The 18,892-nt window shown below is 62.0% G+C and carries 21 protein-coding genes; 7 read left to right on the forward strand and 14 right to left on the reverse strand.

Annotation, left to right across the window (positions count from 1 at the left end; genetic code table 11):
- Positions 1–20: 20 nt before the first annotated feature.
- The 3 genes from QTL96_RS20700 to QTL96_RS20710 are packed head-to-tail and all read left to right on the forward strand — an operon-like array spanning position 21 to position 4,389.
- On the forward strand, positions 21–2,441 hold the full coding sequence (locus QTL96_RS20700) for a type I secretion system permease/ATPase (protein WP_289728993.1): 2,421 nt from the start codon (positions 21–23) through the stop codon (positions 2,439–2,441).
- Positions 2,438–3,727: an HlyD family type I secretion periplasmic adaptor subunit gene (locus tag QTL96_RS20705; RefSeq protein ID WP_113235692.1), complete on the forward strand. Its 1,290-nt coding sequence runs from the start codon at positions 2,438–2,440 to the stop codon at positions 3,725–3,727. Before QTL96_RS20700 ends, QTL96_RS20705 begins: the two co-directional genes overlap by 4 nt.
- A 2-nt stretch (positions 3,728–3,729) precedes the next feature.
- Positions 3,730–4,389 carry a ribbon-helix-helix domain-containing protein gene (locus tag QTL96_RS20710; RefSeq protein ID WP_111564419.1) on the forward strand — a complete coding sequence of 220 codons (660 nt, stop codon included), beginning with the start codon at positions 3,730–3,732 and terminating at the stop codon, positions 4,387–4,389.
- A gap of 21 nt (positions 4,390–4,410) precedes the next feature.
- Here the strand turns inward: QTL96_RS20710 and QTL96_RS20715 are convergent, their stop codons facing one another.
- The 3 genes from QTL96_RS20715 to QTL96_RS20725 form a co-directional block, all read right to left on the reverse strand.
- A complete protein-coding gene (locus QTL96_RS20715) occupies positions 4,411–4,803 on the reverse strand; it encodes a GFA family protein (RefSeq protein ID WP_289728994.1) in 393 nt (130 codons plus the stop codon).
- An 81-nt stretch (positions 4,804–4,884) separates the two neighbouring features.
- Positions 4,885–5,337, reverse strand: a complete 453-nt coding sequence (locus QTL96_RS20720) for a hypothetical protein (RefSeq protein WP_289728995.1) — start codon at positions 5,335–5,337, stop codon at positions 4,885–4,887.
- A gap of 4 nt (positions 5,338–5,341) precedes the next feature.
- Complete coding sequence (locus tag QTL96_RS20725) at positions 5,342–5,635, reverse strand: type II toxin-antitoxin system Phd/YefM family antitoxin (RefSeq protein ID WP_289728996.1); 294 nt, start codon at positions 5,633–5,635, stop codon at positions 5,342–5,344.
- Between the two features lie 166 nt (positions 5,636–5,801).
- On the opposite strand from QTL96_RS20725, the gene QTL96_RS20730 reads away from it, so the two are divergent.
- Together QTL96_RS20730 and QTL96_RS20735 are read left to right on the forward strand one after the other, a co-directional pair.
- The gene (locus QTL96_RS20730; RefSeq protein WP_289728997.1) at positions 5,802–6,125 is read left to right on the forward strand and encodes a metalloregulator ArsR/SmtB family transcription factor; all 324 of its coding nucleotides are present in this window, start codon (positions 5,802–5,804) and stop codon (positions 6,123–6,125) included.
- A 4-nt stretch (positions 6,126–6,129) separates the two neighbouring features.
- On the forward strand, positions 6,130–6,558 hold the full coding sequence (locus tag QTL96_RS20735) for an SRPBCC domain-containing protein (protein WP_289728998.1): 429 nt from the start codon (positions 6,130–6,132) through the stop codon (positions 6,556–6,558).
- A 118-nt stretch (positions 6,559–6,676) separates the two neighbouring features.
- Here the strand turns inward: QTL96_RS20735 and QTL96_RS20740 are convergent, their stop codons facing one another.
- Positions 6,677–7,474 carry a transglutaminase-like cysteine peptidase gene (locus tag QTL96_RS20740; RefSeq protein WP_289728999.1) on the reverse strand — a complete coding sequence of 266 codons (798 nt, stop codon included), beginning with the start codon at positions 7,472–7,474 and terminating at the stop codon, positions 6,677–6,679.
- 413 nt (positions 7,475–7,887) lie between these two features.
- Between QTL96_RS20740 and QTL96_RS20745 the strand changes: the two genes are divergently transcribed.
- On the forward strand, positions 7,888–9,120 hold the full coding sequence (locus tag QTL96_RS20745) for a hypothetical protein (RefSeq protein WP_289729000.1): 1,233 nt from the start codon (positions 7,888–7,890) through the stop codon (positions 9,118–9,120).
- A gap of 14 nt (positions 9,121–9,134) precedes the next feature.
- Here QTL96_RS20745 and QTL96_RS20750 read toward each other — a convergent pair whose 3' ends face one another.
- From QTL96_RS20750 to QTL96_RS20765, 4 genes are all read right to left on the reverse strand, one after another.
- On the reverse strand, positions 9,135–10,661 hold the full coding sequence (locus QTL96_RS20750; protein ID WP_289729001.1) for an ABC-F family ATP-binding cassette domain-containing protein: 1,527 nt from the start codon (positions 10,659–10,661) through the stop codon (positions 9,135–9,137).
- A gap of 365 nt (positions 10,662–11,026) precedes the next feature.
- Positions 11,027–11,722, reverse strand: a complete 696-nt coding sequence (locus tag QTL96_RS20755) for a hypothetical protein (protein WP_289729002.1) — start codon at positions 11,720–11,722, stop codon at positions 11,027–11,029.
- Positions 11,723–11,784: 62 nt separating this feature from the next.
- Positions 11,785–12,171 (reverse strand): hypothetical protein, encoded by a 387-nt coding sequence (locus QTL96_RS20760; RefSeq protein WP_162725113.1) that lies wholly within the window; start codon positions 12,169–12,171, stop codon positions 11,785–11,787.
- A 34-nt stretch (positions 12,172–12,205) separates the two neighbouring features.
- Complete coding sequence (locus QTL96_RS20765) at positions 12,206–13,762, reverse strand: helicase HerA-like C-terminal domain-containing protein (protein ID WP_289729003.1); 1,557 nt, start codon at positions 13,760–13,762, stop codon at positions 12,206–12,208.
- Between the two features lie 232 nt (positions 13,763–13,994).
- On the opposite strand from QTL96_RS20765, the gene QTL96_RS20770 reads away from it, so the two are divergent.
- A complete protein-coding gene (locus QTL96_RS20770; RefSeq protein WP_111564431.1) occupies positions 13,995–14,390 on the forward strand; it encodes a hypothetical protein in 396 nt (131 codons plus the stop codon).
- Positions 14,391–14,690: 300 nt separating this feature from the next.
- Here the strand turns inward: QTL96_RS20770 and QTL96_RS20775 are convergent, their stop codons facing one another.
- From QTL96_RS20775 to tam, 6 genes are all read right to left on the reverse strand, one after another.
- Complete coding sequence (locus tag QTL96_RS20775) at positions 14,691–15,119, reverse strand: hypothetical protein (RefSeq protein WP_289729004.1); 429 nt, start codon at positions 15,117–15,119, stop codon at positions 14,691–14,693.
- 190 nt (positions 15,120–15,309) lie between these two features.
- Entirely contained in the window at positions 15,310–15,438 is a 129-nt protein-coding gene (locus QTL96_RS20780) for a hypothetical protein (protein ID WP_018896989.1), read from the reverse strand.
- A gap of 441 nt (positions 15,439–15,879) precedes the next feature.
- On the reverse strand, positions 15,880–17,403 hold the full coding sequence (gene zwf, locus QTL96_RS20785; protein WP_289729005.1) for a glucose-6-phosphate dehydrogenase: 1,524 nt from the start codon (positions 17,401–17,403) through the stop codon (positions 15,880–15,882).
- A gap of 65 nt (positions 17,404–17,468) precedes the next feature.
- Positions 17,469–17,759 (reverse strand): type II toxin-antitoxin system RelE/ParE family toxin, encoded by a 291-nt coding sequence (locus QTL96_RS20790; RefSeq protein ID WP_289729006.1) that lies wholly within the window; start codon positions 17,757–17,759, stop codon positions 17,469–17,471.
- A complete protein-coding gene (locus QTL96_RS20795) occupies positions 17,756–18,037 on the reverse strand; it encodes an antitoxin of toxin-antitoxin stability system (RefSeq protein WP_289729007.1) in 282 nt (93 codons plus the stop codon). Before QTL96_RS20795 ends, QTL96_RS20790 begins: the two co-directional genes overlap by 4 nt.
- Before the next feature lie 76 nt (positions 18,038–18,113).
- Entirely contained in the window at positions 18,114–18,884 is a 771-nt protein-coding gene (gene tam, locus QTL96_RS20800) for a trans-aconitate 2-methyltransferase (RefSeq protein WP_289729008.1), read from the reverse strand.
- Positions 18,885–18,892 lie beyond the last annotated feature (8 nt).

Consider the following 18,892-nt stretch of genomic DNA (forward strand, 5'->3'; position numbering starts at 1 on the left):
TAGTCAGGTGACCATAGAACATGCGGAACGTTGCATCTGAGACGAACGGCAGCATGCCGCTTCAAACATTCAAGGCCGCGTTCAAGTCCGTGGCAGCGTTCTATGGTCGACCAAGCTCCGATACCGTGCTCTTTTCCGGCCTTCCGGATGAGATCACCGAATCGCTTGAGGGCGATGATGTCGAGCAGATGGCCGAGCGCATCGGCCTTCAGGTCATCAAGCATCCGGAGCGCGATTGCCGGCTGGGCAATTTCGATTGTCCTGCCATCGTCGCCTTCGCCGATGGCGGCGTGCTCCCGCTCTTGGAGATGGCCGAGGACGGCTCCTATATCACCGACATCGTTCCCGTCGCCGGCGTTTCCTCGCGTCTGTCGCGCGAGGACCTGATTGCGCTGAAGCCAGAGACGGCCTTCGCCTTCACGCTCTACTATCAGAACGCCTCGGAAGAGGCGCTCGTCGGCAATGCCGTCGAGATCGAAAAGCGCCACTGGCTGGCAACGACGCTGGCGCCTTACTGGCGCACCTATGTCCGCGTCATGGTGGCCGCACTCTTCATCAATCTGATCGCGCTCGGCTCGCCGTTGTTTACGATGAACGTCTATGACCGCGTTCTGCCCAACAAGGCGATCCCGACGCTATGGGTTTTGGCCGCCGGCATCACGCTTGCCTATCTCTTTGATTTCTTGCTGAAAACAGCGCGCTCCTCGCTGATCGATTATGCCGGCCGCAAGGCCGACCTGCGCCTGTCGCAGATGCTGTTCGACAAGGTGCTGAACTCGACGCTGGCCTCGCGCCCGATGTCGACGGGAGAGTACGCCAACCGCGTCACGCAATATGAGTTCGTGCGCGAATTCTTCACCTCGAACACGATCGGCGTCATCATCGACAGCCTCTTCGTCTTCATCTTCCTCGCAGTCATCTATCTCATTTCCGGCTGGCTGGTCGTCATCCCCGCCGTCGCCTTCGTGCTCTCGGTCGTGATCGGTCTCTACGCCCAGGCCGCCATCGGCAAGCGCATGGCGACCGCCGCCAACGAGGCCTCGCGCCGCCAGTCGCTGCTGGTCGAAACCATCTCGACGATCGAGACGCTGAAGAGCCTGCGCGCCGAAGCCACCATGCTGCGCCGCTGGCAGGAACTGACGAAATATTCCAGCCGCACCAGCGAAGAGATCAAGCACGTCTCCACCAACGCCATCAACATGACCATGTTCGTGCAGCAGATGGTGAGCGTTCTGATCGTCATCGCCGGCACCTATGAGTTCTCCGAAGGCCGCATCGCCATGGGCGCGATCGTTGCCACCGTCATGCTCGCCAGCCGCGCCGGCGCGCCGCTCGGCCAGATCGCCATGACGCTGGCGCGCTTCCGCCAGGCCACCATGTCGCTGCGCATCCTCGACAAGATCATGGAACAGCCCGATGACCGCCCCTCGACGGTCGGTTTCGTCAACCGCGAGATCACCCGCGGCGCCTTCTCTTTCCAGGATGTCTCGTTCCAGTATCCGGGCTCGGATTACCCCGTCATCAACAAGCTGTCCTTCAACGTCAATCCCGGCGAGCGCATCGGCATCATCGGCCGCATCGGCTCCGGCAAGACCACGCTGGGACGCCTGCTGGATGGCCTGTTTGCCCCGTCCGGTGGCCGCGTGCTGATCGATGGTGTGGATATCCGCCAGTATCACATGGCCGAAGTGCGCGCCAACGTCGCCGTCGCAGGCCAGTCCTCCGATCTGTTCTCGGGAACGGTGAAGGAAAACCTGCTGCTCGGCCGCGCCGACGCCACCGATGAGGAACTGCTTGAAGTCGCCCGCATGACCGGCGTCGACGAGTTCGTCGGCACCCATCCGCGCGGCTTTGACATGCCGGTTGGCGAGCGTGGCAGCAATCTGTCGAGCGGCCAGAAGCAGGCGCTCACCATCGCCCGTCTCCTGCTCACCCGCCCCAAGGTCGTGTTCCTCGACGAGCCCTCGGGCGCCATGGACCTCGCGACCGAGCGCAACCTGATCGCCCGTCTCTCCAAGGCCTTCGACCGCAAGACCACACTGATCATCGCCACCCATCGCTACAGCATGCTGGATCTCGTCGATCGCCTGATCGTCATCGACAAGGGCCGCATCATCGCCGATGGCCCGAAGCAGGCCGTCATCGAAGCCATGCAGCGCAAGCCCGGTGCACCCGCGGCGGCCGTGGCCCCGCAGGCCGTGGCCCCGCAGGCCGTGCCGGTTGCAAGACAGGCTCCGGTCACGCCGGTCGCCATGTCCGTCGCCCCGGTCACCTCAGTCGCGCCGGCCCCCGCAGGCTCCGCCGCCATGCCGGTCGCGCAGGTGGCAACCGCGGCTCCGTCCCATCCGATCCCGGTCGCGTCAGTCGCCTCTGGAGCGCCTGTCGGCCCGGCGGCCGCTGCGAACGTGACGCCCATCGTGCCGGGGGTTAAGCTGTCATGAAGAACAAGCACGACAACCCGCCCTTTCTCGCCCGCGCCATTCTCGGCCTCGTGGCGCTCGTCATCGCCAGCTTCGTCGCCTGGGCGGCGATCGCCAAGATCAACGAGATCGCCCGCGGCGAAGGCAAGGTCATTCCCGTCTCGAAGACGCAGATCATCCAGTCGTCCGAACCCGGCGTCGTCCAGCAGATTGCGGTCGTTCTCGGCCAGGTCGTGCGCAAGGGTCAGCTCCTGGTCCAGCTCGACAACACCACCACCACCTCTACGCTCGGTGAATCGGTTGCCAAGGCCCGCGCGCTCGGCGCCAAGGTGGCGCGCCTGAAGCTCGAGGAAGAGGGCAAGTACGACGAGCCCTATAATTGCCCTGAGGATATTCTGGCCGTCGCCAAGGAAGTCTGCGCCAACGAAGCCCAGCTTTTCGCCGCCGATCGCGCCAGCTACACCAACAAGCTCGGCGTGCTGAAAGAGCGCGTCCGCCAGCGCGAAAACGAGCTTAGCGAGGCGCACGCCAATATCGACCGCCTGACGCAGAACATCGACGGCGCGCAGCGCCAGTACGACCTGATCAGCCCGCTCGCCAAGAAGAAGCTGGTCGCTGAGACCGAAGTTTTGAAGACCGAGCGCGACCTCACCGATCAGCAGGGCCAGCTCAAGGTCTATCAGGAAAGCATCGATCGCCTTCAGGCCGCCGTGCAGGAAGCCAAGCTGCAGCTCGGCGATCTCGCGCTCGAACTGCGCCAGCAGGCGCTGACGGACAAGGCGCAGGCGCTGGCCGAGCTCTCGGTCGTCGACGAAACCGTGCGCGGCGCATCCGATCGCGTCAAGCGCACCGATATCCGCTCGCCTGTTGATGGCATCGTCAACACGCTCGAGGTCAACACCATCGGCGCCTATGTCGATCCCGGCCGCGTCATCGCCGGCATCGTTCCGACGGCCGACACGCTGCTCGTCGAAGCCAAGATCTCGCCGCGCGACGTCGCCTTCATCCGCCGTGGCCAGCCGGCCATCGTCAAGATCACGGCTTACGACTTCTCGATCTTCGGCGGCCTCGAAGGTATCGTCGAAAACATCTCGGCCGACAGTCTGGTGGAGAAGGAAAAGGGCGAGACCTACTATCTCGTGCAGGTCAAGACCGACAAGTCGGAGCTCGCGCGCGACGGCAAGACCTATCCGATCATCCCGGGCATGGTTGCCTCGGTCGAGATCATGACCGGCAGCAAGACCGTGCTCAGCTATCTCATGAAGCCGATCAACAAGGCGCGCACCGAAGCGCTGACGGAGCGCTGACCATGCTGATCGTCAAGCCCGGAATTCAAGACGCAACCGATCTCGAACCATCAGACGAGCAACTGCCCGCGATCGATGCCGAAGAGATCGAGCCGCGTTTCCGGGCTGTCGCGGGTCGTGGCGGCGAGCGTCGCGGCATCCGGCTGGAGCGCATCTATTGGGACGGCCTCAGCCGCATGTCGGCCTCCGGCAAGATGTCGACCGCCGATCTCGTGCACTACACCGCCTCGCAGATGCCGGAATCCGGCAATCTCGCCTCGCTTCTGCGCGTCCTGAGCTTGAAATGGGCGCTGCGCCGGCTGGATACGGTCGAGGACATTTCCTCGCTTGCCAATGTCAACGCCATCATCCAGGCCTCGCCATCGCCGGCGATCCTTTTGACGCATGAAAAGAAAGTGCAGCTCTTCAACGACGCCTTCCTGTCGATGCTGCGCCAGCGCCTGCCGCTCGGCGATCTCGCGCAGCTGACCAAGAGCCTGCGTTTCTCGATCGACACCCAGATCGAAGAAGCCATCGCCACGCTGTCGCGCAACAAGGGCAAGACGCTGGCGACAGGCTTCACCATCACCGTCGGCACCCAGACCATGAAGGGCCAGATCAACCTAGCTTTGGCGCCGACGCACGAAAAGTCGATGCTGATCGGCTACATCTCCCGCTACTGATCCCGACTCGGCCGAACCACCTCAATCCTCGAAACGCCCCGCCGCATCCCGGTCGCGCTCGTATCGATGCTTCAACGGAAACGCCGGAAGCCACCCCTCGCGGCGGATGGTCCACAGCTCATACGCCGGCTGGAACTGGTCCTTACTATCAAGCGACCCGAGATTGACCTCGACCTCATCGCCGCTCCGCCCAAACACCGGCGACCCGCAGCGCGGGCAGAAGAACCGCCCATTATACTCCCCCGTCTCCCCCTCGACCCGCACCGCATCCTCGGGAAAGATCGCAGACGCATGAAACAGCGCCCCGTGATGTTTGCGGCAATCCAAGCAATGACAGATGCCGACCCGATAGGGCGCACCGGATACAGTCAAACGAACGCGGCCGCAGAGGCATCCGCCGGTAACTTCGCTCATGCCGTTTCTCCTCAGTCTGCAAATCCTGGAAACCAAACGGCGTCGCCGCGCAAAAGTTCGCAATCATTCTGCAAGCCTTGGCTACAAGCTTCGTTTCGTCAGCCTCATGCGATCGAGCCTGTAGCTCTCATGGAAATGGTTCTTGACCAGATTGAACCAGTCCTCCGGCAGCGCGCCGAGCACGCAGGTGTCCTCCACGATCCGGCGCTGGGATATCCATTGCGCCGGGCGCAGGTCCGGACCGGGCCAGACGAAGGCATTGACCTCGTCGGTGTAGATCCATTGCGGTCTGGCATCGAGCCCGATGTGGTGGCGCAATTTCGCGGGCACCTCGAGTGCCCTGCGACCCTCCGGTGGGCGCATATGGGAAATGCCGAGCGCATAGACGAATGTCGACCCAAGCTCGTCGCGCGTCGATAGGATGAGCGCGGTCGGATAAACCTTCTCGCCGTCTTGCCGCGTCCTGGCCTTGCTGGCCCACAGATATTCGTAGGCGACGACATGACCGATGGGCGGCAGGGCGGGGATCTTCATCGCGTCATCGCTTCAGCTTGGCTGACACGTCTTCCTCCTCGATATCGGGCAGGTCATCCAGATTGTAAGGCGTGTCGGTCTCCACGCGCGCCTGCATGATCTGATCCACTTCGCTTTCCGACAGGGCGCCCACGGGAAGCGAAACCCTGAAACGATCCCAAAGCTGATGAAACATCTCCGCCGAGACGAGATAGGCGGTCGGCCTGCCGTATTTGGTGATCTCGACCGGTGCCTGTTGGACCTTGTCGTGCCACTCGCCAAAATTCTTCTGAAACTCCGAAGCAGGGACACGTGGCATGCTGGCCTCCATTTTCCGTAACATGCACAACATACACAAAATCCGGCCATTTCTCAAACACCGCAAAAGTTTCCGGGGAGGGCGGCTTTCACCTCTGTAAAGATATTCACCCATGTGGTTGACTATCGCTTGGATACGGACATATTCAACCACATGGGTGAATGAAATGGATGAAGACGCACTGTCACGGATATTGAAGGCTGCGGGGGATACCACGCGGCGTCAGATCCTGACGCTCCTCGTGCAAGAGGGGCCTCTCAGGGTGACGGGGCTCGCTGGTCATTTCGACATGTCCCTGAATTCCGTCTCCAAGCACATCAAGGTTCTGGAGGAGGCGGGGCTGGTCACCCGGCGTACTTTGGGCCGCGAGCATTTCATTGCCGCGGAGCTTGAACCGCTGAAACTGACGGAAGACTGGTTCGCGCAACTGAAGTCGATATGGGAGCTGCGCCTGACGGCGCTGGAAGAGTTACTCGTTTCAAAGGAGTGAAGTCATGTCCGAACTAGAACTGACGGTAAGCCGAAAGATCGCCGCCTCGCGCGAGAAGATTTTCAACGCCTGGCTCTCGCCAACAGCACTGGCGAAATTCATGAAGACGCCTTCAGGCAATTTCGACGCCCGAAATGTCACCACCGATCCGGTCAAGGGCGGCCGCTTCATGATCGTGATGGTGACACCGGAGCGCGAGATCCCGCATTCCGGTACCTATCTCGAAGTCGATCCCTATTCGCGCCTGTCCTTCACCTGGGAATCCCCGCATTCGCTGGATGACAGCGTCGTCACTATCGATCTCAAGGAGATCGGCCCTGAAACCACCGAGCTGACGCTGAAGCAGGTGAAATTCCGCAGCGAAGGCGCCCGTGACGGCCATATCCAGGGCTGGACCTCGATCCTCGGCGAACTCGACAAATACTTCGGCTGAACCCGGGGACCGACATGAAAAAGCCGCCGGCAATGCAGCGCCGGCGGCTCCATTTCGCCTCGGTATCGAAGCGGGATGCGAGAGGAGGCCAGCCCCGGCCCTCGCCATTGCCTTCCAATCAGAAGGCAACACCTTCGCCAGGCGCGACCTTTTCGATCGGCATGGCAGATGCCATCTGGCTGCCGCCAACGCGCGAGCCGTGCAGATAGCCCTTGCCGCCGGCGATCGAATAGAGCGGCATGTAGTCGGGCAGGCGGCTGTCGGCGAGAACCTCGTCGCGCATGTTGTCGAGAATATAGTGGTTGCCGCCGGCCGAGACAGAGAGAACAGCGTGGTAGAAATGGCGCTTCTGGTCGAAGAGAACGACGATCGCCATGTCCTTCAGGTCGACGCCTTCGGCATTGAGTGCCGCCATCTTCAGGATCGCGAAATCCTCGCAATCGCCCTGCTGGCGCTTCAGCGTCTCGGAAGGCGTCGCCCAGTAATCGGCGACCTTGTAGGTGTCGATGTCGCGGGCATAGCGGATCGTGTGGTTGATCGTGGTGTTGATCGTGTTCATCTTGTCGCGCAGCGATGCCTGCGTGGTCTTGGCGAACGATGCCTTGACCGCGCTGACGGCCTCCGTGCACTTGCCCGCGCCGCAGGAAATGGCGGTGCCGCTGGTCATTTCGTCCAGCGAAGGCGCCAGCCGCTTCAGGGCTGCCAGGCGCTTGAAGGGGATCGCTACCGATCCGAACACGCCGCCATCATCAGGGCGCGCGGCGATCGAGGGGCGGGTTGCCGGCTTCACGGATGCGGTGGTCTCGGGGCTGAATGCGGCGACCGCAACCGGCGCCGGCGTCTTTAGGGTCGCGAGATCGATCGAGCCGAAAGCCTGTGCAAGACCGCGTCCGGCGAGCGTGACGAGGCGTGCCATGCCACCGACGCTGACAGCGCTTGCCGCCTGCTCGGCGATGCTTGCCGAAATATAGCTGGAGTAAGATGCGCCGTATGCTTCTGTATTATACAGAACAGAAGCCGATGCGTTATTGTAAGAAAAAGAAGAAAATGCCGAAAGAAGTGCGATAAAAGCGATTTTGTTTGTTTTTGTTCTTTTGGTCACGGGACTTAATTTCTCCACTTGTTGGGAGAAATGTACCGATCAGCCATAAATATCGGGTTTGGAAGCGTGGATAACTTAGAACGAAGTTATCCGCTCAAAAAAGCTGAAAATTTTAGCTTTTCCGTCAACCAAGTTTGGGGGAAGGGTTTGCTTTCGCCAGATGCCTATGCAGATATGAAGCCGCGAAATGGCCGCTATAGACGGCCTGACAGGGTTTGGGGGAAGCAGTGATCGTTAAGGGCAGGGATGTGGCGCGTAGCGCGCATGGTTTACGCGGCGTCCGTCGCGCAGCCCACAAGGGGGCGCAAGCCGCCCGATCGCTCCTGCTTCTCTCCGTCGTCCTTTCCTGCACGGCGCTGGCAGCCTGCCAGTCCGACGTTGACGGCATCGCCAGGAACGTCAAGACCAACGACATCAAGCCGCCGTCGAGCGATGTCGAAGAAAGCTTCGGCGAAAACGGCGCCGAGATCACCTTGCTGATGCAGAAAGGCTCGAACGGGCTCTTCGAAGGGCCGTCGCGCGATGTGAGAGATGCCGCGGCCCTCGGCATCGGCGAACTCGGCGCCAACCAGGCATTCGTCAAGGTGATCGACGTTGCGAGCCCCGCTGCCGCGCCTGCCGCGGTGGCCGCCGCCAAGTCCAGAAGCTCGGCGATCCTTATCAGCTACCTGCCACCGGCGACCACGGCCGCCGTCGCCGCCATGCCGTCCGACCAGCGCCCGCCGCTCCTCAATCTCGGCCAGCCCGTGCCGGCAACATCAGGCAATGTCTACAATCTCGCATCGAGCGAAACCGACAGCGCGCTGGAAGGCCTGCGCACGGCCGCTGCCAGCGGCCACAAGAAGGTCGTCGTTTTCGCCCAGCGGGATCTCCCGCAAGCAGCCGATCTGAGACTGGCGGACGCCATCCGCGCCTCGGGCGGCACCTTTCTCGGCATCACCAGATATGACCTGACGGATGCGGCGGCCGCAGCCGCGGTGCAGACGGCCAAGCCGCAGCTGCAGCAGGCCGATACGGTGCTCATCCTCGGCCGCACGGCGATCACCACCACCATCGAAGGGGCGATCAAGGCCGGCGGCCAGAGCAATCTCAATTTCGTCGGCACCAGCGCCTGGCCGCCGCAGACCTACCGCGAACCGACCGCCAACGGCACGCTGATCGCCATGGTCGAACCCGAGGCCACCTCGCTGATCTCGGAGCGCTATCAGCGCCACTACAAGCGCCCGCTCTCGGCCGATGCCGCCTATGGCTATGACGCCATCGCCATTGCGTCGGGCATCATCCGCACCAAGGGGCCGACGGGCCTCAACGCCGAGACGCTGACCAGCAAGGTCGGCTTCCGCGGCGTCACCGGCCTCTTCCGTCTGTCGCCATCCGGCCAGGTCGAGCGCCGCTTGAGCCTCTACGCCATCGGCGGCGGCAAGCTCAACGTGCTCGCCGCCGCACCGGCTTCGTTCTGACGCAAACCGCCCGATCAGCCGGCCGTCGCGGCGGCGGCGAAGAACCCTTCTGGGCTCTCCACTTCCACCAGCCTCTTGCCGTCGATCTGCCAGAAGCGGTTGCCGACATTGCGGATGAAGTCGCGATCGTGCGAGACCAGCAGGCAGCTTGCCTGCCGCGCCATCAGCTCGCTCTCCAGCGCCTCCTGGCCCTCGATGTCGAGATGGTTGGTTGGTTCGTCCAGCAGGTAGAAATTCGGGTTGGTCAGCCGCAGCGCCAGCATCCCAAGCCGTGCCTTCTGCCCGCCAGAGAGCCTGCCGATCGGCTTGCCCTGCATCTCGATCGTCATGCCGGCGCCGGCAAGCAGCGCGCGGGCTCTCGCATCGCCGACATCGAAACGCCTCAGGATCATCCGCATCGGCGTCTCCTCGTCGATCAGCTCGTTCAGCGCCTGGTCGCCATATCCGAGCACCAGCGACGGCGTCGCCTTGATGCCCTCGACGGCGCCGTCAGCCTCCATGATCGCGCGCCGCAGCATCGTCACCATCCGGCTCTTGCCCATGCCATTGGCGCCCAGCAGAACGATGCGATCCCCCTGGCAGATGAACAGCTTGCCGGTTTTGAAGAGCGGCGTGCCATCAGGCCGCACTACCGCCGCATCCTCGAGCGTCACCAGCACCTTGGCGTGCGTGCCGCGATTGGCAAGCCGGATCGCGCCCGACGAGCGTTCCAGATGCGCGGGTTTCGCCGCGTCCTCCAGCTTCTCCGCACGTTGCTTCAGCTGCTTGGTCTTGACGACAAGCAGGTCGCTGCCGGAGTTGATGCCGATATTGTTGAGCTTGGCGGCCTGCTGGCGCAGCTTCTCCGCCGTCTTCATGTCGCGCTGGTAGCGCCGCTCGTCGGCCGCATCGCTGTCGTCGAGCGCTTCCCGCGCTTGCGAATAGGGCAGCGAAAACAGCGCCGATTGCTCGGGCCTCAGAAACAGCGTCCGGTTGGTCGTGGCGTCGAGAAAGGCGCGGTCGTGGCTGGAGATGATGACGGGCATGTCGCGCGGCAGCGCGTTCAGCCAGTCCTCAAGCCGGGCGATCTTGCCGAGGTCAAGATGGTTGGTCGGCTCGTCGAGCAGAAGCACGTCCGGCTCGGTCACCGAGACCCGCGCCAGCATCGCCAGCCGCTGCCAGCCGCCGCTGAGCTGCCCCACCGGCCGCTCGCGCATGTCATCGGGCACATCGAGACCGGCAAGCACCATGTCGACCCGCCAGGTCTCGTTGAGCTGCTGGTCCTCCGGCAGCGCCTTCAGCACCGCCTCGTGCAATGGCAGCGCGAGCAGGGCAGGCGGCACGTCCTGTTCGACATGGCCGATGGTGAGCCCACGCGAGCGGGTGACGTCGCCCTCGCTCGGCTCTATCGCGCCGGACAGGCAGCGCAGCAGCGTGGACTTGCCGCGCCCGTTTGCGGCGACAAGGCCGATGCGGTCGCCGGCGCCGATAGCAAGCGTGAGGTTGGAAAACAGCGGCTTGCCGAGGGTGATGCCGAGATTGCGGATATGGATTGTCGTCATGATCTTGCTCTGGTCTTGCGAGCAGGCACAGGCGCGTCGCGGGCATCAGCCTTCATCGCGCGCGTATGCTCAAGCTCGGGGGATCTAGAAACATGCAGGCGAGCATAGGCTCACGGCTGCAGTGCCACGAGGGGCGGACCAGGAAGAGGGTGTCGAGAAACGGTCTCTGGTCAGCCCTGCAAACGCATTTGCAGGGCGTTGACGGGGCCACGCTGGCGATTGAATCGGAAATGTATCGTCACGCGCAACCCTCCTTTCTCAAGTATCTCGGCAATAGCATTGCGGCCGCGAAAATTCAACCGTGATGCTCGTGCACCGTGATCCGTGCGCTCAAGGGCTCCGCCTAGATCAGCTAGTTGTCCAACTTAGCTAGGCGGCTTGGCGAAGAACGGGATTTTGTTGTCCTTCAGGTGTCGTCGAAGCGCTGGGGTGATGCTCACACACAAAGCAAGTGCCTCGGCGGAGAAGGTTGGCAAAAGGTTGGCTGTCGATTGGCTCAGAGCCGCCATTTGAGTGAGGATGATTTGCGCAGGCTCATCGGAAACGTCAATTGCGTTCAGCATGTAATCGCCAGCCGGTGTTCCTACTTTCATGCGTGAGCGAAGCTCACGCTTAAGGTCGGCGAACTCGTTGAGTGCATCGCACACAGCTTTGTGACGCATATCGAGCACCGCAAGTTGCCGTACTATCTCGTATTCACGCGCTTCGATGAAGACTAGCAACTCGTGCGGCTCGATAGTGATCCGCTCATGTCGCCCGGCTTTGACCTTGATGAAGCTCCAAAAAGGGAGACGCTGATCGTTGTGAGCTTTGTGTTTATTTTTTGCGTCCTTGAACTCCCGATGCTTCTCCGCGAGGTCATTCGCAATCAAGGACGCCTTGAATGCCACAGCAATCGCTTCGCTTCGCCGTTGCTTCCGAAAATCACGTCCAGCGAAGTAGGCACTCGTGATCGCGGTCAGAACTGCGGTCAGCAAAACGCCGCCAAAACCCACCCAAACTTCCATGGGTATCGAGGCGATCCAGGATATGAAGGCGCCAAGTTTGTTCAATCCATCCAAAGCTTTTCACCGGCGTATTTTGGGCGCTAATTTTAGGCGCTGACAGATTGCTGTACGAAAACTCAACCGTGATGCTCGTGCACCGTGATCAGGAAGATCGCATCGGCCTCGATCGCCTTCAGGATCACGCCGCCGTCGCTGCGGTAGATCTGCAATTCCGAAAGCACGCCCGCAGCCGAAAACAGGATGATATCGACAAGCGGCCCGTAGGGATCGGCGACCTCCTTGTCGTCGAAATAGCCGGACGCGACGGGGTGCGCCGGCAGGTCGGCGGGCCAATCGGTCCTGTCGCGCAGGCGAAGGCGCAGCGAGCCGGATGCGTCGATCTCGGCGGCGCGGTAATGGTCGCAGTCCCAGGCTGGCGGCACCTCGCCGCGCGCGGCGTGTCGCGCCAGACGCTGGATGATCTGCTTTTCTGCGGGGTTCAACTCTCTCCAAATCAACGTCACGCGGTCGCTTCCGAAAAGGGTTGAGGGATCAGGGTTACCGTTTCAGGCTGCCGAGGATGCCGCGCACCAGCGCCCGTCCGACCTGGGTCGCCACGGTGCGGGCCACGCTCTTCATCGCCGCTTCCACCACCGTCTCGCGCTGGTAGCCGCCGGAGCGGGGGCGGCCTTGCGCCTGCTTCTCGTCCTTGTCGTCGTCGCCAAAGCCCGGCAGCGTCCAGCGGCCGGAGGCGCTTCCCTCCGTCGGCTGTGTCGGCTGCGCCTGCTTGGCGGCATCGGAATCCGATGCCTTCTGCGCCCGCGCCGCCAGGATCTCGAAGGCGGATTCGCGGTCGATATCCTCGTCATAGACGCCGAGCACCGGGCTCTTGTCCATCACCTGCTGGCGTTCCTGGTCCGTCAGCGGCCCGACACGGCCGGATGGCGGCCGCACCAGCGTGCGCTCGACGATCGATGGCGCGCCCTTGGCCTCCAGCGTCGAGACCAGCGCTTCGCCGGTCCCGAGTGTGGTGATCACGGTCGCGCAATCGAAGGCCGGGTTGGGGCGGAATGTATCGGCCGCCGTCTTCACCGCCTTCTGCTCGCGCGGCGTATAGGCGCGCAGCGCGTGCTGCACGCGGTTGCCGAGCTGCGCCAGCACCGTCTCCGGCACGTCGAGCGGGTTCTGCGTGACGAAATAGACGCCGACGCCCTTAGAGCGGATCAGGCGCACCACCTGCTCAACACGCTCGACGAGCACCTTCGGCGCGTCATTGAAGAGCAGATGCGCCTCGTCGAAGAAGAACACCAGCTTCGGCTTCTCCGGATCGCCCACTTCAGGCAGCTCCTCGAAGAGTTCGGACAGCAGCCAGAGCAGGAAGGTCGCGTAGAGGCGCGGGTTCATCATCAGCTTGTCGGCGGCGAGCACCGAGATGTTCCCGTAGCCGCGATTGTCTGATCGCATGATGTCGGTAATCTTCAGCGCCGGCTCGCCGAAGAAATGCTCGGCGCCCTGCTGCTCGAGCACCAGGAGCGCGCGCTGGATCGAGCCGACGGAGGCCTTGGAGATCAGCCCATACTGGCTGGAAAGCTCGGTGGCGTTCTCGCCCATATAGTTGAGGAGGGCCGAGAAATCCTTGAGGTCGAGCAGCGGCAGGCCGCCTTTGTCGGCGATCTTGAAGGCGATGTTGATGACGCCTTCCTGCGGCTCCGACGCATCCATCAGCCGGGCGAGCAGGAGAGGGCCCATCTCGGCGATGGTGGTGCGCACCCGGTGGCCCTTTTCACCGAACAAGTCCCAGAAGATGACCGGGAACTGATCCGCTTCGTAATCGTCGAAACCGATCTGCTCGGCCCGCTTGGTCATCCAGTCCTGCGGCCGGCCCTTCATGGCAATGCCGGAGAGGTCGCCCTTGATGTCGGCGCAGAAAACAGGAACGCCGGCCTTGGCGAAGCCTTCGGCCAGCACCTGCAGCGTCACCGTCTTGCCGGTGCCGGTGGCGCCGGTCACCAGTCCGTGGCGGTTGCCGTATTTGAGTTCCAGATATTCGGGGGTGTTGATACTGTCATCAGGGTTGCGGCTGGTACCGATGTAGATCTTGCCATCCTCGAGCATGCGAAAGGTCTCCCTGCCGGCGACGGACGCCGATTGCGTCAAAATGCGGAGAGCATAATCCGCATGTTCATTGTAATATGGTTTGACTGTTATAAGCAGGGACCGCAATGCCGACAACTGTCTGCATTAAAAGGAAAACTGGATAAGCGATGATCGCGTCGCGGATGCCTTGAGTTGCCACTCGAAGTCGATTAACGTTGACGTTAACGTCAATAAAACCAGGAGGATGACGATGAATGAAATCGTGGATCAGATAGCCGCACGGGTCGGCATTCCGGCCGAAGTGGCCGAAAAGGCGCTCGGCATGATGCTTGGCTTTCTCCAGCGCGAAGCGGCCGACGGCCCGGTCGCCCGGATGATCGAAGCCATTCCGGGCGCCTCCGATCTGGTTGCCCAGTATAACGGCGCCGGCGAAACCGGCGGCGGCGGCCTTCTCGGCAGCATCATGGGCGCGCTTGGCGGCGGCGGCATCATGGCGCTCGGCCAGCAGCTGATGTCCGAAGGTCTCGGCATGGGCGAGATCACCTCGCTCGCCAAGGAAACCCTTTCAATTGCCGAACAGCACGCCGGCAAGGAAGTCGTCGACGAGGTCGTGGCCTCGGTGCCGGGCCTCAGCCAGTTCGTTTGATCGGATTGGGTTGATGGATGATGCAGCGGGCGGATTTTCCGCCCGTTTTGCTATGGGGTGGATGGTGAGGTGGGCGTTTGCGCGTGTCGCCCCCTCATCCGCCTGCCGGCACCTTCTCCCCGTTGGGTAGAAGGGAAATGCGGCGCCCGCTCGCCTCTTTGCTCAACGCCCGAGATGGTGCAAGGCGGTGCCACGAGTCTCTTCTCCCCAGCGGGGAGAAGGTGCCGGCAGGCGGATGAGGGGGCCAGGCACGCTGACCTTCACGGCCCGGCGATATCCACCACCCAAACCCAACAAACCCTACTGCGTCACCTCAACCAACTGCATCCACACGGCGGCCTGATCCCGCGCCGTCTGCCGATCGGCCTCATCCAGCGCGCTCCCGCCGCAAAACCGCTCCACCTGCGCCCGGTCACTCTCCGCCGTCGCGGCATGCTTCGCTCCAAAGATCACATGCCGCCACGCGCAGCCCAAAACGCGATCCTCGACGATCGCCGTATCGCACCCGGTACTGAAGCACAGCGCAACCCTGTTCTGGCTCTCATAACCGCCACCAACCGCACGCGCATAAGTCACCGCCCACCCAGCACGCGTATCCCGGCATCCGGCCGGGTCCGCGCTAAGGTCGCACGATGTCGTGGCGACATAATCCTTCGCCGCTGGGAAGTCGGGGAATTCGGCCAGATTGACGCATCCGCAAGCCAGAAGTGCTGCCGCAAACCACTGCAATATCGCCTCCCGCCGTTGCGCGACCACACTGCTTGCTGGGAGACACCGGAGGATGGCTCACGACAGGCCAAATCAGTGATGAATGCCAAATCAGTCGTGATTGTATGTGTTATCGCCGCTCGCCGAAAGTGGGTTTCGGCCCGGAAAATCGATCCTGACGCGGTCCTGGTTCAGGCGGCCGGATGGGGTGTCAGTGCTTGCTTTTTGTCTCGCGGGCAAGCTTCAGGATGACGTCATCAGCCGCGTCGGCGAGAGCCATGGCGATTTCGGCGGCTTTCCACCCTCTCTTCTCTCCGTCACGGATAAGTTCGAAGAGCATAGGCTCGAATTCGGACCGGCAGGTCTCCATTCGCTGGTCTGAATTGGATCGATTCTTGGAAGACTGAATATCCGTCATCATCAATACCCCAGATTAGAGGGTAGATTTAGCAAGGCCGCTGAAGAGCGCAAGTAAATATGTTAATCGGTCATTAACAATTCGATTTTTTTGCCTGACATAAGCAAAAAAACAACTAGGAACCCGGGAAGGGCCCGTCGGGGTGTGACGGGCCCCCGCTTTCTTTGTCGCACTGGAAAAGCAACGCTGTCAGCAGTAAAAGCTTGGATCCCAGGAAGTAACCGGTCAACTTCTACCTTTTTTGTACTTGGTACCGCCTTTCAGCGGCGAAGCGAGCCGTTTCCCGTAAATATTATGGGTTTATTTCTGAAGGCTAGCGCGTGAGCATGGTTGTTCCGGATATACTAACATAAGAGTGTATTTTTATTCATGTGCGCTTTTTGGGTTGTGTAGAATAACGCCGAGCTCGTGCCATTGCCGGCCATCCTTGCGGATCAGCTCGTCGGCGCAGGTCGGCCCCATGCTTCCTGGCAGGTAGGGCTCCGGCTGGTCGTGGCTTGTGCCCCAGAGATCGAGGAAGGGCTGCACGGCGGCCCAGCCCGCCTCGATGCCGTCGGCGCGCTGAAACAGCGTCTGGTCGCCGATGAAGAGATCGTAGAGCAGGGACTCGTAGCCGGTCATCTTGCCGATATCGAACTTGTCGGCATAGCGGAAGTCGAGCGAGACAGGCACGGTATCGACGGAGAGCCCCGGCGACTTGATCGACAGCTCGACGCTGAGGCCTTCGTCCGGCTGCACCTGAATGACCAGCCGGTTCGGCGGCAGGCTGCGCTTGATGTCGGTCTCGCGAAACTGCGCGAAGGGCACCTGGCGAAAGGTGACGACGATCTCGGTATCGCGCGCCTTCATCGCCTTGCCGGTCCGGAGATAGAAGGGAACGCCCGCCCAGCGCCATGTATCGACATAGAGTTTCAGCGCAACGAAGGTTTCCGTCCTGGTGTCGGGCGAGACGTCCTTGGTCTCGCGGAAGGCGGTGACCGGGCTGCCGTTGAGGGGGCCGCTGGTATAGACGCCGCGCACCCCATGCTCGGCCGCTTCCTCGGGCGTATAGATCCTGAGCGCGCTGAGCGCCTTGCTCTTTTCACTGCGGATCGCCTCGGCCCCGAAGCCGTTCGGCGCCTCCATGGCGATCATGGCAAGCAGCTGGAACAGATGGTTCGGCACCATGTCGCGCAGCGCGCCCGTCGCATCGTAGAACTTGCCGCGGCTGCCGACATCGACGGTCTCGGCGGCGGTGATCTGCACGTGGTCGATATAGTTGTTGTTCCACAGCGCCTCGATCATCATGTTGGCGAAGCGGGTGGTCAGGATGTTCTGCACCGTCTCCTTTCCGAGAAAGTGATCGAGCCGGTAAACCTGGCTTTCCGAGACCTTGGAGAGGATGCGCGCATTGAGCGCCTTGGCGGAGGCAAGATCGGTCCCGAACGGCTTTTCGATGGCGATCCGCCGAAACGCGCTGTCGGTCTCCTGGGTCAGCCCGTGTTCGGCCAGCTTCTCCACGATCGTCCCGAAGAATTGCGGCGGTACGGCGAGATAGAAGGCGGCATTACCGCTCGATGCCTTCTCGAGCCGCGCCTTGATGTCGAGATAGATCTCGTCCTTGGTGAAATCGCCCGACGTATAGGCGATCCGCTTGCTGAGGCTCTTCCAACCATCACTTTCGGCATGCGCCCCGCCGTCATCGAGCGTCTTCAGGAAATCATCGAGCCGCGCCACCAGCATCGCATCGTCACCCGGCTCGATGCCGACGCCGAGAATACGGAGATCCTCGCCGGTGAGCCCGCTCTGCGTGAGGTTGATGATCGCGGGAACAAGCAGCCGCCGCGTGAGGTCTCCGGTGGCTCCGAAGATGACAAGCGTGACCGGCGGGCTGGGAGCTGCGTCCATGATGATCTCCTTGATATGGGAGGGGGAAGATAGAGCGGGCGGATGGGGTGCCAAGCGGGGATCGGCTACTCCTGCGGATCGACAGGCGGCCATTGTCGCGCCGTGTGGAGAAGCGTGAGTATCCAGATTGTGCCGTCGTCGATTTCGTAGACGAGACGATAGTGCGGGTGCGGAATGACTTCGCGGGTGCCCGCCACGGTTCCCTGACGCCCAAGATAGGGAACGTTTGAAAGCCTGCGTGCCGCCTCGCTGAAAAGATTATCGATGCGGAGCGCGGCGGATGGGTTATCGGCGGCAATGAATTGGACAATGGATAGACGATCGAGCTCGGCTTGCGGGCTCCAGGCAACCTTCACAGGCCACCATTCTCGATTTTATTGCGGAGGGCTGCGAATGTCGCCTCGACGGCTTCGTTTGGCCGTCCTTTTCCTGCGGCGATCGATTGCCGGGCAACGGCCACCTTAGATTCCAGAAAACTGGCGTATTCCGGCGAGACATGCTGTTGTTCTACATAGTCGCGTACCAGATCAGAGACGATTTCGCCCGCAGCCCGGTTCTCGGCCTTGGCGGCAGCGAGAAATTCGGCGTGCAGCTCAGGATCGAGCGTGATTTCGACGACAGCATTCTTGGCCACGGCCAACCTCCATCTCTGCGCCAAAGATATAGCTGAGACGGCGCCCCCACAAGATGAAAGACGCCATCTCTTAACTCTACCCCTTCACCGCCACCATGAATATCCGCGGAAACCTTAGCAGCACCCGCCCGTCGGACATCTTGGGATAAGCCTTCTCCACCCGCGCCAGATAATCCGCCAGAAACGCCTCGCGATGCTGATCGCCGGCATGGTCGAGATAGGGCCTGAGCCCGGTGCCCTTGACCCATTCGACGATCGCTGCCGCATCCGCCATCGGGTGGTTGTAGGCGGTGTGCCAGATGTCGACGCGCTTGGCCTTGCCGATCAGGCGGGAGTAATAGGTGGAGGGCGGCGGCAGCGGGTTGCGGCGGACGCTTTTGGCCTCGAAGGCGGCCTTCCAGGGGCCGGCATGGGCGGTCTCCTCCATCAAGAGATGCGTCGGCTCCGTCAGGTTGTCGGGCATCTGCACGGCCAGCGCGCCACCGGGCGAAAGCCCATCCATCAGCCGGTCGAAGATATCGAGATGATTGGGCAGCCACTGGAAGACGGCATTGGCGAAGAGGAGATCGACCGGCTCTTTCGGCTGCCATGTCGAGAGATCGGCCTCGAGGAAATCGGTGCCGGGCAGGCGCTTGCGCGCCGCCTCCAGCATGTTGAGATCGCTGTCGAGCCCGCTGACGCCGGAAGCACCGTAGCGGTCGATGATCAGCTCCGTCGAGTTGCCCGGGCCGCAGCCGAGGTCGATGGCGCGCTCGATGTGCTCCATCGGCACCTGAGCCAGAAGATCACGCGCCGGGCGCGTCCGTTCGTCCTCGAATTTCACATACTGGCTTGCCGACCATGCCATGTCGTCTT

Source organism: Rhizobium sp. S163, from assembly GCF_030380805.1.
Lineage (GTDB): Bacteria > Pseudomonadota > Alphaproteobacteria > Rhizobiales > Rhizobiaceae > Rhizobium.

Excerpts from the sequence above, each read along its gene's own strand:
- QTL96_RS20780 (WP_018896989.1), bottom strand. The coding sequence starts at position 15,438 with ATGCTCTTCGAACTTATCCGTGACGGAGAGAAGAGAGGGTGGAAAGCC.
- QTL96_RS20740 (WP_289728999.1), bottom strand. The coding sequence starts at position 7,474 with ATGGCACGCCTCGTCACGCTCGCCGGACGCGGTCTTGCACAGGCTTTC.
- QTL96_RS20750 (WP_289729001.1), bottom strand. The coding sequence starts at position 10,661 with ATGACGACAATCCATATCCGCAATCTCGGCATCACCCTCGGCAAGCCG.
- QTL96_RS20725 (WP_289728996.1), bottom strand. The coding sequence starts at position 5,635 with ATGCCACGTGTCCCTGCTTCGGAGTTTCAGAAGAATTTTGGCGAGTGG.
- QTL96_RS20715 (WP_289728994.1), bottom strand. The coding sequence starts at position 4,803 with ATGAGCGAAGTTACCGGCGGATGCCTCTGCGGCCGCGTTCGTTTGACT.
- QTL96_RS20700 (WP_289728993.1), top strand. The coding sequence starts at position 21 with ATGCGGAACGTTGCATCTGAGACGAACGGCAGCATGCCGCTTCAAACA.
- QTL96_RS20735 (WP_289728998.1), top strand. The coding sequence starts at position 6,130 with ATGTCCGAACTAGAACTGACGGTAAGCCGAAAGATCGCCGCCTCGCGC.
- QTL96_RS20770 (WP_111564431.1), top strand. The coding sequence starts at position 13,995 with ATGAATGAAATCGTGGATCAGATAGCCGCACGGGTCGGCATTCCGGCC.
- QTL96_RS20720 (WP_289728995.1), bottom strand. The coding sequence starts at position 5,337 with ATGAAGATCCCCGCCCTGCCGCCCATCGGTCATGTCGTCGCCTACGAA.
- tam (WP_289729008.1), bottom strand. The coding sequence starts at position 18,884 with ATGGCATGGTCGGCAAGCCAGTATGTGAAATTCGAGGACGAACGGACG.
- QTL96_RS20710 (WP_111564419.1), top strand. The coding sequence starts at position 3,730 with ATGCTGATCGTCAAGCCCGGAATTCAAGACGCAACCGATCTCGAACCA.
- QTL96_RS20765 (WP_289729003.1), bottom strand. The coding sequence starts at position 13,762 with ATGCTCGAGGATGGCAAGATCTACATCGGTACCAGCCGCAACCCTGAT.
- QTL96_RS20730 (WP_289728997.1), top strand. The coding sequence starts at position 5,802 with ATGGATGAAGACGCACTGTCACGGATATTGAAGGCTGCGGGGGATACC.
- zwf (WP_289729005.1), bottom strand. The coding sequence starts at position 17,403 with ATGGACGCAGCTCCCAGCCCGCCGGTCACGCTTGTCATCTTCGGAGCC.
- QTL96_RS20705 (WP_113235692.1), top strand. The coding sequence starts at position 2,438 with ATGAAGAACAAGCACGACAACCCGCCCTTTCTCGCCCGCGCCATTCTC.